Raw genomic sequence first — 16287 nt, forward strand, 5'->3', positions numbered from 1 at the left:
CTAGCCGAATTGCGAAGTATGTTCGAATATACGGTTGCCGCCTCGTCACGGCCAGTACCCATCGGGCTGATCGGGAACCGCGCGGTGGCGTACTCCGGCCGGTCTGGCGTCAGGCACGAGTGAGATGGGCAGAAACGCCGTATGGGTGACCCAATGCCCGACAACATCCAACCGATGCTCGCCACGACGGGCGAGCTGCCGGACGACGTCGCCCGCTGGGCCCTGGAGCTCAAGTGGGACGGCGTACGCGCGATCGTGTACGTCGCGGACGGTCGCGTGCGCGCGGTCGGCCGCCGTGGAATCGAGGCGACCGGCCGGTACCCCGAGCTCCAGGCGCTCGCCGACCTGCTCCCCGACCAGACCGCCGTGATCGACGGAGAGGTCGTCGCCTTCGACTCGGAGGGACGCCCGAGCTTCGAGCGGCTGCAGGCCCGCATGCACATGGACCACCCGGACGCGCGGCTCATCCGCCAGGTGCCCGTGCACTTCGTCGCCTTCGACCTTCCCTACCTCGGCGGCCACGCGCTGTACGACCTGCCGTACCGCGAGCGGCGCGCGCTGCTCGACGGACTGGAGCTGGCGGCCGGCCCCATCGAGGCACCGCCGTACCTGGACGGCGCCGAGATCGAGCAGGTACGCGAGCTGCAGGACTACACGAGAGAACAGGGGCTGGAAGGGCTCATCGCCAAGCGCCTGGACTCTCCGTACCGGCCCGGCCGCAGGGTCGACTTCTGGCGCAAGGTGAAGAACTTCGCCGCCCAGGACGTCGTCATCGGCGGCTGGAAGGCCGGCCGCGGACGGCGTGAGGGAGGCGTCGGCTCGCTCCTGCTCGGCGTGTACGACGGCCCGGACCTGCGCTTCGTCGGCCACGTCGGCACCGGCTTCACCGACGCCGACCTGGACGACCTGCACAAGCGCCTGGTCTCGCTGGAGCGGCCGGACAGCCCGTACACCGGCGAGGTGCCGCGGGAGCACGCGCGTTTCGCCTACTGGGTCGAGCCCTCGCTCACCGGCGAGGTGGAGTTCTCGCGGTGGACGAGAGACGGGATGCTCCTGCACGCCTCCTGGCGCGGCCTCCGTCCGGAGATCCCGCCACGGGAGGTCCACCGGGAGCCGTGACCGTTCTGCGGTGAAAGGCCCTGCTCAGGATTGAAACCGGCCCGGCCGGGGAGGGGGCCTCCGTGAGCGCCAAGACGAGCGTCGAGGTCGACGGCACCCGGCTCACGCTGTCCAACCTCGACAAGGTCCTCTACCCCGCGCACGGCTTCACCAAGGGCGAGGTCATCGACTACTACGCCCGGGTCGCCCCCGTGCTGCTCCCCCATCTGAAGGGCCGCCCGGCGACGCGGCTCCGGTATCCCGACGGCGTCGACGGGCAGTCCTTCTTTGAGAAGAACGCCCCCTCGCACACGCCGGACTGGGTGCGCACCGTGGAGCTGCCGACGCCCGGGGGCAGCCGTACCTCGCTCGACTTCGTCATCGTCGACGATCTCCCGACGCTGGTCTGGACGGCCAACCTGGCCTCGCTGGAGCTGCACGTCCCCCAGTGGCGCACCGGACCCCGCGGGGGCGCCCGCGATCCCGACCTGATGGTCTTCGACCTCGACCCCGGCGCGCCGGCCGCCATGGACGACGTACGCCGCGTCGCGGTACTGCTCCACGAGCTGCTGGACGACGACGGCCTGGAGGCGTTCCCGAAGACGAGCGGCCGCAAGGGCGTTCACCTGTACGTCCCGATCGAGGAGACCTCCGACGAGCGCACCTCCGCGTACGCCAAGGAGGCGGCCCGGCGGCTCGAGAAGGACCACAAGGACCTCGTCGTCAGCCGCATGGACAAGAAGCTCCGGCACGGCAAGGTCTTCGTCGACTGGAGCCAGAACAACCGGCACAAGACCACGGTCGCGCCCTACTCGCTGCGGGCGGCACCGGAACCGTACGTCTCCACGCCGGTGACCTGGGACGAGATCGAGAACAACGCCGATCTCGAGTTCGGCCCCGATGACGTGCTCGAACGTGTCGAGCGGGACGGGGACCTCCTAGCGCCGATGTTGGAGCTCCACCCCGGACTTCCATGAACCTTCGAGGCCGCGTACAGGATGGCGACGGGTGCGTCACCATTGGGTCCGATGGTCCGGCGGGCCGATCCCAGAGGTCACAATCGTGGACCGGGGAGACATGGGGCCCACGGGTTGACGCACGCCCGGGCGTGCGAATTGGGAGGATGATCAGGTGACGGACGCACAGGACAAGCGCTACGACGTCCTTGTGCTCGGTGGCGGCGCGGGCAAGAACATCGCCGCCGACCTTGCACGGGCGGGCCGCTCGGTCGCGCTGGTGGAAAAGCGCCTGGTCGGCGGCGAGTGCCCCTATTTCGCGTGCATGCCGTCCAAGTCACTGCTGCACTCGGCCCGGCAGGGCGAGACCTGGGAACACGCGGTGGCGCGCCGCGACGAGGTGACCCGTCATCTCGACGACGCCCCCACCGCCGCCGAGATGGCCGAGGCCGGCGTCACGGTCGTACGCGGCCACGGCCGCGTCGCGCGCCCCGGCGTGGTCGAGGTCGACGGTGTCGAGTACGGCTACACCGATCTCGTGATCGCCACCGGCAGCGAGCCGGTCGTGCCCGGCGTCGAGGGCATCGGCGACGTCCCCACCTGGACCAGCGACGAGGCGCTGACGCGCCCCGAGCTGCCCCGCCGGTTGATCGTCCTCGGCGGAGGCCCGGTCGGGTGTGAGCTCAGCCAGATCTACGCCGCCTTCGGCACCCAGGTGACGCTCGTCGAGGCGGCGGACCGGCTGCTGGCCTCGGAGGCGCCGTTCATCGGCGACGTGCTCGGCGACGTGCTCCGCCGCACGGGCGCCGACCTGCGCCTCGGCGTGGGCGCGACGAGCGCCGAGCGCACCGAGACCGGTCTGCGCCTGCGCCTGTCCGACGGCAACCACATCGACGCGGACCGCATCCTCATCGCCGCCGGCCGCCGGCCACGCGTGGCGGACCTCGGGCTCGAGCGGCTCGGCATCGAGGCCGACTCCGAAAAGGGCATCGCGGTCGACGTCACCTGCAAGGCCGCCGTCACCGACTCCGGTGTCGACGCCGGCGGGACGAACGTCTGGGCCGCCGGCGACGTCACCGGCGTCGCGCCGTACACGCACGCGGCCAACTACCAGTGGCGCGTGGTCGTCTCGAACGTGCTCGGCAAACGCCGCGAGGCCGACTACCGCGCCGTGCCACGCGCCGTCTACACCACCCCGACGGCGTACGCCGTCGGGGTCTCGCCGGTCTCGGCCACCGGGCCGGAGCTCATGGCGGCCGGGTACGACCTGGTGAACACCCCGCGGGCGACGGTCGAGAACGACGACCGCGGCCGGGTCGAGCTGTACGCCGACCGCGCACGGGGCGTCCTGGTCGGCGCCGCGGCGGTCGGCCTCTACGCTGAAGAGTGGATGAGCGAGATCACGCTGGCCATACGGGCCGAGACGCCGCTGAGCATCCTGACCGAGGTAATCCACGCATTCCCGACCTACGGCGAGGCCATCGAACCGGCTCTGCGCGAGCTGGCCGAGCGTCTCTGAGAGGGGAAGGCATGTCCGACCAAGACATCGAGCTGAGCATCGAGACTCCCGAGAACGATGCCGCCGAGCAGTACGCCCACGACGACGAGCGGTCCGAGCCGCTCACGGTGCCGGCCGAGGCGAACGACGCCGACGCCGCCGAGCAGCACACGCCCGTACACGACTCCTCGGAGCGCTGGCCGGACACCGTACCCACCGAGGCGAACGAGGCAGACGCCGTGGATCAGCACATCGCGGTCCCCGACGACCAATCGGACGAGGACGACCATCAGTGAGGCGTCGCTCGCCGCTCGGTGTTACCCAGCCGTAGGATGAGGGGAACCAGGCGCTTTCGCGTTCCGGCGCCGCTCAGCAGCTGATCGGAGAACCCACGTGACCGCAACCCCGGACGCCCGCCCGCGAGGCACGCGGCTCCCGAGGATGGCACGCCGTCGTCAGCTGCTCGGCGCGGCGCAGGAGGTCTTCGTCGCCCAGGGTTACCACGCCGCCGCGATGGATGAGATCGCCGAACGTGCCGGTGTCAGCAAACCAGTGCTCTACCAGCACTTTCCCGGCAAGCTCGAGCTCTACCTGGCCTTGCTGGACGAGCACGCCGAAAACCTCGTGCAGCGCGTACGCGAGGCGCTCGCCTCGACGCCGGACAACAAGCTGCGGGTCGAGCGGACCATGGAGGCCTTCTATGACTTCGTGGCCGGCGAGGGCGAGGCGTTCCGGCTGGTCTTCGAGTCCGACCTGCGCAACGTCGCGCCCGTACGCGCCCGGGTCGACCGCACCAACCAGCAGTGCGCGGAGATGATCGCCCAGGTCATCCAGGAGGACACCGGAGTCTCCAGCGACGAGGCGCATCTGCTGGGCATGGGCCTGGTCGGCATGGCCGAGGTCAGCGCGCGCTACTGGCTGTCGCAGCACGGCACGATCTCCCAGGATCGGGCCGAGCACCTCATCTCCCGCCTGTCCTGGCGTGGCATCGGCGCTTTCCCGCGTACGACCTGAGCATCCCGCAACGCGTGCAATAGTTCCGATGAGCCGGTCATGCGGGGGTTCGTACGCTGGGTCGGCGCACAGTGGATGGACGATCACGGAGGAACGACGTGCAGGTCAGGATCGGTGTGCAGTCCGTGCCCAAGGAGCTGGTCGTGGAGACCTCCCTGTCGGCGGACGAGGTGGAACGCGCGGTGTCCGAGGCGCTCAGCGACGCGGACGGCGTCTTCACGATCAACAGCAAGAGCGGCCGGATCGTCGTACCCGCCGCGAAGCTCGCCTATGTCGAGATCGGCGTTGACGAGGCACCCTCTGTCGGATTTGGCACGTTTTAGTCGGAATGACCTGCTCGTCAGGGGGCATAGACCGCTGAGCCGCGCCGCTGAAGAGGGTGGCCGGCAGGAGGTGTCACAACGATGGTGATGACAGTGGTCTGGTTCATCGTCATAGGCGCCGTGATCGGCGCCCTCGCCCGCCTGCTCATCCCGGGCCGCAACCCGATGGGCATCCTGCTGACGATCCTGGTCGGGATCGTCGGCGCGGTCATCGGCGGAGTGGTCGCCAACGCGATCGGCGTGGGAAGCGTCCTCGCGTTCGTCATCTCGGTCATCATCGCCGCGGTCGTGGTCGCACTGATCAGCGGCGGCGGACGCTGGGGCGGCTACCGCCGCCGCCGCGTCTTCTGACCCCGTCTTCACAGCCGGGATTCCCCCCGGCGCGCGACAGACAACGGCCGGCCGGAGCAATCCGGCCGGCCGCCTGTGTCGGGGGTCCACTCAAGCCCTCACCACCCCACGCCCGACTCCACACGCTGGCGTAATGCTTTGGGCCGGTACGGAAACCTCGGCAGAGTCTCGCGAGGTCGGTTCGAGTTCGAGGCCGAGGTCGAGCGCGGGTCGCGAGGTCGAACGCAGGTGGGCGAGGTCGCGAGATCGAGCACAGAGCGCGGGATCGCGGATCACAGTCACGGGGTCACGAGGTGCTGGCTCGTGGGATCGAGCGCTAGACGCGGGAACAGCCACGCCAGCCACGCCAGCCACGCCAGCCACGCCAGCCACGCCAGCCGCGCCAAGATGTTCGGTCCTCTTGGGTCAGTGCGTCACGTAGCGCATGTGTCACGCAGATCATGAAAGTCGCACAGGTCCTGCTCGTATGCAGGCCGAGCTCGTCGTCATACCGGGCGCGTGCGCCATGTTCTTGGGAGCGGGCCGCCGGCATGGCACCCGTCCTCGTCTCCGCCCCCATTCCCGCCTCCACCCCGTCCCTGCCTCCACCCGTCCCTGCCTTCCTCTGCGTCCGTGCCTCCGCCTCCGTCCCCGCTTCCGAGGAACAACCTGATGCCGCGCTCCGCCCTGCTCGCCGCAGAAGTCCACCACTGCTCTCAGGCTCGCGTGGGCCAGGCGGTCCAGGCGCTCGGCGCAAGGCTTCGCGGGCTCATTGTCACCGTCAGTAACATCGGCCACGCCCGTCGCGCCGGTAACGTCGGCTCCTGGGCTCGACCTCGCCCTACCAGCGATCTCATGCCCGGTCGGCCATGGCCGGAAGCGGCCAGGTGATCACGACGGCTTCCTACCCTGCGTGCGGGGGTGTCGGGCTGTGTGTCGGTGGGGTGTGTGGCCTGATCGGGCAGCCGCGCCGCCGGTTCGGGTGGTCCGGGCACGGCGTCCGGACCGCCGCACGGCCCTAGCAGGGCAGACGGGCGAACGGGGCCTCCCGGTCACATGGAGGGACGCCCGGAATGAAAAGGGACGGACGTGTGTTAGACCTTTACATCGGAGGCTTTCTGTTTCCGATCTGCCCCGCTACACTGCGTGGCGAAATGTGACCGCGCGCTGAACAGCGCGACCCCCGGTCACGTCCTTAGGAAGAATTTGACGGCTGGTCCCTCCCGCGCGAGTGCGCGACCGTATGCGACGACCGGCAGGTGCATCAAGGCCCTGTCGCGGCCGGCGCATGAGTTTGCGACCGTGAGATGGCCTGCCGCGCCACCACGTGGTGCATGCGCGGCGCCGAGCGGACCCCGCACTCTGGAGGCTGAAGGCCCTGACGACATTTCATGATCTGGGAGTAATCCCCGAAATTGCAGCTGCCCTCGAGACCGAGGGCATCATCGAACCGTTCCCGATCCAATCACTCGCCGTGCCCATCGGACTCAGCGGGCACGACATCATCGGCCAGGCTCGTACCGGCACCGGCAAGACCCTTGCCTTCGGCATCCCGCTGCTCCAGCGCATCGAGCACGGGAAAAAGAAGCCGCTGGCCCTGGTCATCGTGCCGACCCGCGAGCTGGCCATCCAGGTCACCGCCGACCTCGTCGTCGCCGGGGGCAAACTCGGCAGCCGCGTGCTCGCGGTGTACGGCGGCCGTGCGTACGAACCACAGATCCAGGCCCTCAAAGAGGGCGTGGAGGCCGTGGTCGGCACGCCGGGCCGCCTGCTCGACCTGGTCAAGCAGCGCTATCTCGACCTGTCGCAGGTCGAGGTCCTCGTCCTGGACGAGGCCGACCGGATGCTCGACCTGGGCTTCCTGCCCGACATCGAGCGTCTCGTCGACCGGGTGCCCGCGAAGCGGCAGACGATGTTGTTCTCGGCGACCATGCCGGGCGAGATCGTCGCGCTGTCCCGCAAGTACCTCACCCGGCCGACCAACGTACGTGCCGAGTCGCATGAGGAGTCCGATGCGACTCCGCAGGTCGTGCAGCACGTCTTCCAGGCACACCAGATGGACAAGCCCGAGCTGCTCGCCCGTGTACTGCAGGCACGTGGCCGTGGCCTGACCATGGTGTTCTGCCAGACCAAGCGCGCCTGTGACCGGGTCGCCGAAGACCTGAGCAAGCGCGGTTTCGCCGCGGCCGCGGTCCACGGTGACCTCGGCCAGGGCCAGCGTGAGCGGGCCCTGCGCGCATTCCGGGCCGGAAAGATCGACGTGCTCGTCGCCACCGATGTGGCGGCCCGTGGTCTCGACGTCGATGACGTGACCCACGTCATCAACTACGAGTGCCCCGACGCCGCCGACACCTACGTGCACCGCATCGGCCGTACGGGCCGCGCGGGCAAAGAGGGCATCTCGGTGACGCTCGTCGACTGGAAGGACCTCCAGCGCTGGAAGCTCGTCAACGCGGCGCTCGGTATGGACTTCGCCGAGCCGGCGGAGACCTACTCCACCTCCGAGCACCTCTACGAGGCGCTCGACATCCCGTCCGACATCACCGGCACCCTCCCGAAGGCCCAGCGTGACCGCGCCGGGCTGGAGGCCGAGGAGGTCGAGGACATCGGCGAGACGGGCCGTAACCGCTCACCGCACCGTACGGAGGCACCACGTGAGCGCGAACGCGAGCGTGAGCCTGAACGCCAGCCTCGCAAGCGCAACCGCACGCGGCAGCGCACCCGGGGCGGGCAGCCGCTCGACGACGCCGACGCGACCATGGACGCGGCTCCGGCCGTTGACACGGCCGTAGACGCGGTCACGACCGCGGCTCCGGACGAGACGGTCGAGAAGGCGGCCCCGGCCCGCCGGCGCACCTCACGCGCCGCCGAGACGACCGCTGAGACGACCACCGAGGCCGTCACCGAGGCGCCCGAGCAGACTCGCCCGGCAAGGCGACGCGCGCCACGCGCCGCCGACACCCACCTCGACGCCGAAGTCGAACCCGACACCAAGACCGACATCGACACCGACACGACCGCCGACACGCAGGCGGCTCCGCAGCCGGTCCGGCGAGAAGCACCGACATCGGTGACTCCTGCCGGTGTCCCGGTCGTGGCGTTCATGGCACCGCCGGCCGACCCTGCCGCCGAAGAAGAGGCGGAGTACCCGGTCGAGCCGACGCAGTCCAACACCAGGCGCAGGCGCCGCACCCGCAGTGGTGGAGCGCGCAGGTAAGCCTGACCGGACGTGACAAGGGGCGTGGTGACGGACCGCGCCCCTTTCTCATGTCCCGGGGACGGGCCCCTCGCGACTCAGGTACGCAGGCTCAGCGCATAGCGGGGGCGGTCCGTGATCAGCACGGTCACCCGGGGGTCGGCGAGGAACTGCCGCAGCTGAGGCTCCCCGTTGACCGTCCAGACCATCGCGGGGATGCCGAACCGGCCGCAGAGGCGCAGGACGTTCGCCCGCGCCAGCCTCCGGTGTACGGCGAGCCAGTCGGCACCGCAGGCACGCATGCGCCCGAGGGGGTACAGCTCGCGTGCCCGTGCGGGCAGGCGCAGCAGCCGGGCCACCTCCCGCAGGTCACGGCCGAGCGAGAGCGCCGTGGTGACCTCCGGATAGCTGTCCTTGATCCGCCGGATGGAGGAGTCCACGAGCGTGGTGGCGACGAAGTTGCCGGGACCCAGGAGTTCGAGCGCCAGCTTGACGACCTCGTGCTCGTACCCGGTCTCCTTGAGGTCGAGATGGCCGACCGCCCTTCCGGCGATCAGCTTCATCACCTCGCGCACCAGCGGGACCCGGTGCCCGGTGGCGGTGCAGAGCTCCTCGTAGGTCAGCCCGGCGATCGGCCGGCCGGCGATCTGCGGGTCATGGAAGACCACGAGATCACCGTCGCGGGTGCGCCGGATGTCGAACTCGACGTACTCCGCGCCCGTGGTGAGCGCGGTCTCGTACGCCTCCGAAGTGGCCGGTGGCGCGTCTTCCGACCCGCCCTTGTGCGCTGAGACGGCGACCGTCATGGTCAAAGAGTACGTCCTCCGACGAGGGGCGTTAACCGGCAAAGCCCCTAAGCTGGTGTCGCTTCGACAGCGGCAAGTAAGCTCCTGCCAGTGAGTACGCCCCAGTTTCTTACTCTGCCCCCCGGGGTTCGCCGGACGGACATCGAAACTTCGCGCGGCACCTTCGCCGCGCTCGAGGCGCTGCCCGGATCCGGGATCTCCGAACGCGGCCCGGCGCTCCTGGTGCCGGGCTACACCGGGAGCAAGGAAGACTTCATCTCCGTCCTGCAGACTCTCGCCGGCGCGGGCCGGCGCGTGCTCGCACTCGACATGCGCGGCCAGTACGAAACGCCGGGGCCCGACGACGCCTCGGCGTACACCTGCACCGAGCTGGGCGCCGACATCGCGTCGGTGATCGAGACGCTCAGCGACCCGGTCCACCTAGTCGGGCACTCCTTCGGCGGCCTGGTGACCCGCGAGACGGTGATCACCGAGCCGACGCTGATCGAGTCCTACACCCTGATGAGCTCGGGCCCGGCCGCGATCAGCGGCGGGCGCGAGGTCGATGGACGTGTCCTGCTCTCCGCGCTGCCCAAGGTCGGCCTCGAACACCTGTGGGCCACCCGGATGGAGCCCCAGGCGATCGCCAAGGGCGTTCCGCCGGACATCGTCGCGTTCCTGCGCCGGCGGATGTTCATGAACTCCGCCGTCGGCCTGATGAGCATGGCGAACGAACTGCTGTCCATGGCCGACCGCGTCGACCAGCTCGCCAAGGTCAGCGGCGGGGCGAGCCTGCCCGTACTCGTCCTGTACGGGGAGAACGACGACGCCTGGGATCCAGAAGACCAGGCCTTCATGGCCGAGCGCCTCGGTGCGCGGAAGGTGGTCATCCCCGGGGCCGCGCACTCGCCCGCCGTGGAGGCGCCCGAGACCACGGCGAGCGCCCTCACCAGCTTCTGGAACGACGCCGAGCGCACCTGAGACAAGAGACACATAGCGTCTCATGTAAGAACGCACTTACGATGGGCGCCATGGAAGCGACCCTGCAACCCCCGCAGAGTGCCACCTGGCAGGTCCACATCGACCGGTCGATGTGGATCGGCGGAGTACGCGGCCTCATGCTGCAGGCTCTGCACCCCATCGCGATGCGCGGCGTCTGGCAGAACTCCTCCTTCCAGGAGGACCCGATCGGCCGGCTGCAGCGCACCGCCGACTTCGTCGGGGTCGTGACCTGGGGCACCGCCGAGGAGGCCGACCGGCTCGGACGCCGGGTGCGCGGTATCCACCGGGCACTACGGATCAACGACCCCGACACCGGTCGTGTCCACCGCGTCGACGATCCGGAGCTGCTGCTGTGGGTGCACTGCGCGGAGGTGTCGTCCTATCTCGAGGTCGCCCGCCGTGCCGGCCTGCGGCTGAGCGACCGCCAGGCCGACCGGTACCTCGCCGAGCAGCGTCGCAGCGCCACGTACGTCGGGCTGCACGAGGAGGACGTGCCGGGCAGCGTCGCCGAGATGGGGGCGTTCTTCGCCGAGGCGCGGCCGGAGCTCAAGGTCACTCCGGAGGCGCGCGCCGCCGTACGCTTCCTGCTCTGGCCCAAGCTGCCGCACGAGATGCGCTTCCTGCGGCCCGGCAAGCCGGCGTACGTGCCGTTCGGCGCGCTCTGCTACTACTCGCTGCCCGGCTGGGCCCGGCGGATGTACGGCATCCTCCCCGAGATCCCGCAACCTGTGGTGACCGCGGCCCTGCGGTCCTTCCGCATGGCGATGAACTCGCTGCCCGAGGGCCTGCACGACAGATCCTTCCAGCCCGCGACCCGGCAGATGCTCGCCGGCGCACGCCGGCGGCTCGCGACCGAGGGCTACGACCTGAGCCGAGGCCTGTACGGCCTGCGCGACCCACGCCGCTGGCCGTCCCGCCAGATGGAACAGGTGGAATGACCCCGCGGCCCTGGACCCGGGCGTCACCGCCGGGCGTCCGCCGTCCTGACGGGCCCGGTACGCCCGCGAGAGGCTAGGGCGTGTCTGACAAATCGCGTTCGTAGCGAGCGGTGTCCAGGCGGCGCGTCGCAAGGCGGAGGAGGGAGTCGGCCTGGTGTTGGCCGGCGACCGACGACAACGCGGCGAGGCGTCGTCTGGGCGCCGCGCAGTAGGACAGGGATTTGTCAGACACGCCCTAGACCTCGTCGGGGAGGGCCGCCCAGGGGTCGCGTGCGGGAGCGGCCGCGCGGCCCTCCGGGCAGTGCCGGGCGTAGTCGCACCAGCCGCAGAGCACGCCCGTACGGGGTGGGAACATCGCGTCGAACTCCGCGTGCGGCAGTCCTGCGGCTGCCCCGGGCGCGATGTGCTCGCGGTACCACTCGTCGGCCTGCCCGCACTCCTCGGCGATGTCCTCGGCGCGCCGCAGATGGCGGTCGAGAGAGTCCTCGGTGTGCTCCCAGACCGCGACCTCGCCGGTCGGCAGGTGGTGCAGCTCGACCAGGCGGCACGGGGCGCGCATCATCCGCCCGGACGCCGCGGCGTACAGCGCCAGCGCAAGAGACGAGCGCGCGTCGTCGCTGGTGAGGGGGCGGCGGCCGGTCTTGTAGTCGACCACGACCAGCTCACCGTGACGGCGGTCCAGCCGGTCGATGCGTCCCTGCACGGTGATCAGGTGAGTCTTCATCGACACCGTGCGCTCGACGCCGACCGGCTCGTCGGCCGGGTCGAGTCCGGCGACGTAGCGCTCGACCATCGCGCGCGAACGCTGTCGCCAGTCCGCGGACTGGGCCGCGTCCCGGAATCCGTCCGTCAGCCAGCCGCGCTCCAGCAGCCGCCCGGCCGACTCGGGTGTGCGGTCCGTCGCCGGCAGCCGCCACCACCCGGCGAGCGCGTTGTGGACGCTCGCGCCCACGCTGTTGTGCGCCCACGGCGGGCCCCTGTCCGGCTTGGGCCGGTCAAGGTAGGTCATGCGGTAGCGGCGGGGACAGTCGAGCCAGGTGTTGAGCCGCGAGGGCGTACAGGGGTAGAGCCGTTTCGGCATCCCCTCGAAACCGAGCTGCTCGATCGCCATCAGCTCAGGACTCGTCGGGCTCCTGTGCCAGGGCGAACCAGCTCTCCCACTGGGAGTCCTCCTCGCCGACGGTGGTCTCGTCGCCCTGGCCGGGCAGGACCCGGGTCTCCTTGGGCAGCGGACCGAGCAGCGCTCCGATGGAGTTGAGCTGTTCTTGGAGCTCGGGGTAGTCGGCGCCGATCCGGCCCGGCCTGCCCTTGTGCAGGGTGTCGCCGGAGAACAGCACGCCGAGCTGCTCGCTGTAGAGGCAGATGCTGCCCGGGGTGTGCCCGGGCGTGTGCATGACCTCGAGCTGCGCGTCGCCGATCTCGAACACACCGCCGTCCTCGATGTCGAGGTCGGGGGTGAGGTCCTTCATGAACTCCGCGTCCTCGCTCTCGTTCGCGAGGGCGCGGAAGTGCTGACGCCAGAGCAGACGGTCGCGGGTGTGCAGCGCGATCGGCGCCGGGTCCTCCTCGTCGGCCTCGGCGACCTCCAGGACGGCACTGAGGTGCCCGTCGCGGCCGTCGGTGCAGATGACGGCCATGACCTCACGCTCGCCGACCGCCTTGAGGATGGCCTCGGCGTCGAACGCCGGGTCGATGACGATGACCGTGTCGTCGTCGCCGACGACATAGGTGTTGCTCTCGATGTCGTATTCGGTGTCGTCGAGCATGACCTTGCCCGACGTCACTACTTTCTCGATGCGCGCGTCCACATGAGAAACCCTACCGACTCCGGGCGTCTGGTGCGCGGGCACGGGGCACATCAGGTCGACGAGGGGTCCGGGGCGGGCTCGCCCTCCCACGTGACGCGGACGGCGTGAGCGTGCCCGCCGCCCGTGAACGTCACCGAGGCCGACCCGCTCACCCGCGGCGACGGCGGGTGCAGGGTGATCGTGACCGTGTCGGTGTCACCGGGCTCCAGAGTGCCGCTCGACGGGCTCAGGGAGAGCGGATCGGCGGCGGTCGCCATCCAGTGGACCGTCGCGCCGGATCCCGTGAGCGTCACGGTGCAGCTGAGGCCGGTGGTGCCGAGGTCGCAACCCGACGGCTCGACGAGGAGCACCGGCTGTGGTGCCGGGTGTACGTCCGAGGGCGAGGACCTGCCCGCCCCCGGCGGGGTGCTCTGACGCTGCCGGCCGGTCGAGCCCGTGTAGACGGTCCTGGTCGGCCCGGGCACCGGCGACCGGTCGTCGCCGCCGAACGCGACCACGGCGATGATCGCCGCTCCGGCCAGCGCGAGCGCCCCGGCCGCGCCGATCACCGCCGGCGCCCAGTTCCGGCTTTTCTTCCGCGACGCCACCGCCGGCCGGGCCGCGCCCACCGGCACGGGCACGTGCGAGGCCGGGAGGGTCGGCGGCAGGTCCGCGGCCGCCGTGACCCCCTCGGCCAGGATCGTCTGCGCCTGCTCTCCGCCGGGGACCGTGGAGTGGCCGAGCAGGCGCATCAGGAGCACGCTCGCGGACGGCCGCCGGGCCGGGTCCTTTTCGAGGCACTCGGCGACCAGGTCGCGAAGACCGTCCGTCAGGGCTCCGAGCTCCGGCGGCTCGTTCACGATCCGGTAGGCGAGCACACCGATGGAGTCGCGGCCGAAGGGCGGCGTGCCGTTGGCGGCGAAGGCCAGCGTCGCGCCCCACGCGAACACATCGGTCGCCGGCGTGGCCTCGCCGCCCGACACCTGTTCGGGCGCCATGTACGCCGGGGTGCCGAGCGTGTGCCCCGTGAGCGTGGCCGCGCGGTCCGTCATCCGCGCGATGCCGAAGTCGATCACGCGGGGGCCGTCGGGGCCGATCAGGACGTTCGGCGGCTTGAGATCGCGGTGCACCACCCCGGCCTGGTGGATGGCGACCAGCGCGGTGGCGGTGCCGATGGCCAGCCGGTCCAGCGCCCCGCCCTCGATCGGCCCGCGTTCGGCCACGAGAGCCTGCAGCGACGGTCCTGGGACGTACTCGCTGACGATGTACGGCTGGTCGCCGGCGATGTCGGCGTCGAGCACCTGGGCGGTGCAGAAGCGTGCCACCTGCTTGGCGGCGGCCGCCTCCCGCGCGAATCGGTCGCGTTCGCCGCCCGCCTCGGCCAGAGCGGTCCGCAGCAGCTTGACGGCCACGCGCTCGGCGTCCGCGGTCTCGGCGAGGTAGACCACACCGTAACCGCCGTGGCCGAGCCGGCCGATCAGCGTGTACGGGCCCAAGCGCGCCGGATCCTCCGGCTGCAGGGGCGAGATGTCCGGCATCAGGGCCTCCGGTCGACGAGCGCGACGCTCACAACCGTTGGACGCGGCGGCACCGACGCGGGTTGCCCCATCACCGCCGAACCGGGCGTGGTGCCTACAGGTCGTCGTTCACCAGCGCCAGCACGAACCCGTCGTGTCCCTTGCGTCCCACCGTCTGCACCGCCGTGGCACTGACCCGCGGCTCGGCCGCGATCACGGCGTTGAGGCGATGGACGCCCAGCGTCCGCGGGTCGTCGTTGTCCGGGTCGACGACCTCGCCGCTGCGGACCACGTTGTCGACGATGATCAGAGTGCCGGGACGGGAGAGTTCGAGCGCCCAGACGAAGTAGTCGGCGTTACTGGGCTTGTCGGCGTCGATGAAGATCAGGTCGAACGGCCCGAGGCCTTCGGCGGCGAGCTTCGGCAGCGTCTCCAGGGCCGGGCCGAGGCGGAGTTCGACGACGTCGCCGAGATCGGCACGGTCGACGTTGCGGCGGGCCACCTCGGCGTGCTTCGGGTCGACCTCGAGGGTGATCAGGCGGCCGCCGGCGGGCAGCGCCCTGGCCAGCCAGATCGTGCTGTAGCCACCCAGCGTGCCGATCTCCAGGATGCGGCGCGCGCCCTGCAGGCGGGCCAGGAGCTGGAGCATCTTGCCCTGGTTCGGAGCGACACCGATCATCGGCAGCCCGGCCGCCTCGGTCGCCTCCAGTGCCGCGTCCAGCGCGGGGTCGGAGGGCACCAGCGCCCCGTCGAAGTAGTCGTCGACCGCCGTCCAGAGCTCCCCGCCCATGCCTGCCGCCTCTCCTCCGGCCCGGCCATGCCCCGATGCCGGGCACACTCACGAAACACCGGCTTTCTAGCATCGTGCCACGTTGACGTCCTCCTCCGCCTGATGGGCGGGGGATTACAACCCGGTCCCCTACGCTGAGGAGAAAACAGGTTGAGGTTCGCGGTTCACAGGCCCGCCCAGCGGTCGGCCTCCCCGCGCGGTCACGGCACGTCCTGCCGCGATGTTCTTGGCTGCGTTCACATCCGCGTGATCGGCACGCGCGCGGGCGCGACAGCGAAAAACCGCTTGGCTCTCACGGTTTCCCGGGTCGCAGTACCCGCAGGCGTGACAGATCTGGGACGTGAACGCGGGATCGACCTTCTCCACCCGCCCCGGCGCCTTGTCCCGCGGCCGGGCCACGAGCAGGCCCCGGCCGGCCGCGTGAACGGACCGGTTCGGCCCGGCCTTGGCCCGCACATTCCTACCTGGCGCGTCGATGGTGCCGCGCCGATCACTCTCACGGGCCTTCGACCGGCCGATCGCGGCCTTCACGCGCTGCTTGCGGTTCGACCCGCGTCTCGCCCGAGCCGGCCTGCGCCGCAGCCGCAGCCGCAGCCGCAGCAGACGCTTGCCCTCGGTCTCCCGCAGGCCAGGGGCGGACAGCACCTCGCCGGTCGACAGCGCGGCCGAGACGGCCACACCACGATCCACCCCCACGACCTCACCCGTACCCGGGCCGTCCACCGGCGGCGGGATCGCTGCGAACGCGACATGCCGGCGCCCCGCTCGATCTCGGGTCACCCGGAACGATTTTGTCTCTCCCGTGATGGCGCGGGACCAGCGGAACCTCACCCAGCCCACCTTCGGGATCCTCACCTCACCCGTCCTGCGAGACAGACGGCGTGCGTCCCACTGTCGGCCACGGCGGCCGACGATCCGAAAACCCTCACGCCTACCGGCTTCACGCCACGTCGGACCTCGGTGCGTTCCAGCAAAGAAATCAGCCATGGCCTGGGCGAGGTCTCGCAGCGCCTGCTGCCGCACCGTCTGGGATCCCGCCGCCAATCACCCGAA

Annotated in this window: 16 protein-coding genes; 10 read left to right on the forward strand and 6 right to left on the reverse strand. The window is 70.6% G+C overall.

The window, feature by feature from the left end; all coding sequences use genetic code 11:
• Nucleotides 1–153: 153 nt before the first annotated feature.
• The 8 genes from ligD (FB559_RS05615) (at nucleotide 154) to FB559_RS05655 (ending at nucleotide 8436) form a co-directional block, all read left to right on the forward strand.
• A complete protein-coding gene (ligD, locus tag FB559_RS05615; protein WP_246121373.1) occupies nucleotides 154–1119 on the forward strand; it encodes a non-homologous end-joining DNA ligase in 966 nt (321 codons plus the stop codon).
• Between the two features lie 62 nt (nucleotides 1120–1181).
• Nucleotides 1182–2075 (forward strand): non-homologous end-joining DNA ligase, encoded by an 894-nt coding sequence (gene ligD / locus FB559_RS05620; protein WP_141953996.1) that lies wholly within the window; start codon nucleotides 1182–1184, stop codon nucleotides 2073–2075.
• A gap of 154 nt (nucleotides 2076–2229) precedes the next feature.
• The gene (locus FB559_RS05625; RefSeq protein ID WP_141953998.1) at nucleotides 2230–3573 is read left to right on the forward strand and encodes a dihydrolipoyl dehydrogenase family protein; all 1344 of its coding nucleotides are present in this window, start codon (nucleotides 2230–2232) and stop codon (nucleotides 3571–3573) included.
• 11 nt (nucleotides 3574–3584) lie between these two features.
• Nucleotides 3585–3848 (forward strand): hypothetical protein, encoded by a 264-nt coding sequence (locus FB559_RS05630; RefSeq protein ID WP_141954000.1) that lies wholly within the window; start codon nucleotides 3585–3587, stop codon nucleotides 3846–3848.
• Between the two features lie 97 nt (nucleotides 3849–3945).
• Complete coding sequence (locus FB559_RS05635) at nucleotides 3946–4566, forward strand: TetR/AcrR family transcriptional regulator (protein ID WP_141954002.1); 621 nt, start codon at nucleotides 3946–3948, stop codon at nucleotides 4564–4566.
• Between the two features lie 98 nt (nucleotides 4567–4664).
• Nucleotides 4665–4889, forward strand: coding sequence for a DUF3107 domain-containing protein (locus FB559_RS05640; protein ID WP_141954004.1), 225 nt, complete (start codon nucleotides 4665–4667; stop codon nucleotides 4887–4889).
• 81 nt (nucleotides 4890–4970) lie between these two features.
• Nucleotides 4971–5240 (forward strand): GlsB/YeaQ/YmgE family stress response membrane protein, encoded by a 270-nt coding sequence (locus FB559_RS05645; protein WP_141954006.1) that lies wholly within the window; start codon nucleotides 4971–4973, stop codon nucleotides 5238–5240.
• Between the two features lie 1453 nt (nucleotides 5241–6693).
• Nucleotides 6694–8436, forward strand: a complete 1743-nt coding sequence (locus FB559_RS05655; RefSeq protein WP_246121374.1) for a DEAD/DEAH box helicase — start codon at nucleotides 6694–6696, stop codon at nucleotides 8434–8436.
• Nucleotides 8437–8513: 77 nt separating this feature from the next.
• On the opposite strand, the gene FB559_RS05660 is transcribed toward FB559_RS05655, so the two are convergent.
• On the reverse strand, nucleotides 8514–9221 hold the full coding sequence (locus FB559_RS05660) for a glycerophosphodiester phosphodiesterase (RefSeq protein WP_221639894.1): 708 nt from the start codon (nucleotides 9219–9221) through the stop codon (nucleotides 8514–8516).
• A gap of 90 nt (nucleotides 9222–9311) precedes the next feature.
• Between FB559_RS05660 and FB559_RS05665 the strand changes: the two genes are divergently transcribed.
• Together FB559_RS05665 and FB559_RS05670 are read left to right on the forward strand one after the other, a co-directional pair.
• The gene (locus FB559_RS05665) at nucleotides 9312–10181 is read left to right on the forward strand and encodes an alpha/beta fold hydrolase (protein WP_141954013.1); all 870 of its coding nucleotides are present in this window, start codon (nucleotides 9312–9314) and stop codon (nucleotides 10179–10181) included.
• 50 nt (nucleotides 10182–10231) lie between these two features.
• The gene (locus FB559_RS05670; RefSeq protein WP_141954015.1) at nucleotides 10232–11140 is read left to right on the forward strand and encodes an oxygenase MpaB family protein; all 909 of its coding nucleotides are present in this window, start codon (nucleotides 10232–10234) and stop codon (nucleotides 11138–11140) included.
• Between the two features lie 235 nt (nucleotides 11141–11375).
• On the opposite strand, the gene FB559_RS05675 is transcribed toward FB559_RS05670, so the two are convergent.
• The 5 genes from FB559_RS05675 to FB559_RS44495 all read right to left on the reverse strand — a co-directional run bounded on the left by FB559_RS05675 (nucleotide 11376) and on the right by FB559_RS44495 (nucleotide 15912).
• Nucleotides 11376–12251: a RecB family exonuclease gene (locus tag FB559_RS05675; protein ID WP_185792055.1), complete on the reverse strand. Its 876-nt coding sequence runs from the start codon at nucleotides 12249–12251 to the stop codon at nucleotides 11376–11378.
• Nucleotides 12252–12255: 4 nt separating this feature from the next.
• Complete coding sequence (locus FB559_RS05680; RefSeq protein ID WP_141954017.1) at nucleotides 12256–12948, reverse strand: MBL fold metallo-hydrolase; 693 nt, start codon at nucleotides 12946–12948, stop codon at nucleotides 12256–12258.
• A 50-nt stretch (nucleotides 12949–12998) separates the two neighbouring features.
• A complete protein-coding gene (locus tag FB559_RS44490) occupies nucleotides 12999–14465 on the reverse strand; it encodes a protein kinase domain-containing protein (RefSeq protein WP_221639895.1) in 1467 nt (488 codons plus the stop codon).
• A 94-nt stretch (nucleotides 14466–14559) separates the two neighbouring features.
• A complete protein-coding gene (locus FB559_RS05690) occupies nucleotides 14560–15234 on the reverse strand; it encodes an O-methyltransferase (RefSeq protein ID WP_141954019.1) in 675 nt (224 codons plus the stop codon).
• A gap of 129 nt (nucleotides 15235–15363) precedes the next feature.
• Entirely contained in the window at nucleotides 15364–15912 is a 549-nt protein-coding gene (locus tag FB559_RS44495) for a zinc ribbon domain-containing protein (RefSeq protein WP_221639896.1), read from the reverse strand.
• Nucleotides 15913–16287 lie beyond the last annotated feature (375 nt).

The organism is Actinoallomurus bryophytorum (assembly GCF_006716425.1).
In the GTDB taxonomy this organism is placed as follows: Bacteria; Actinomycetota; Actinomycetes; order Streptosporangiales; family Streptosporangiaceae; genus Actinoallomurus; species Actinoallomurus bryophytorum.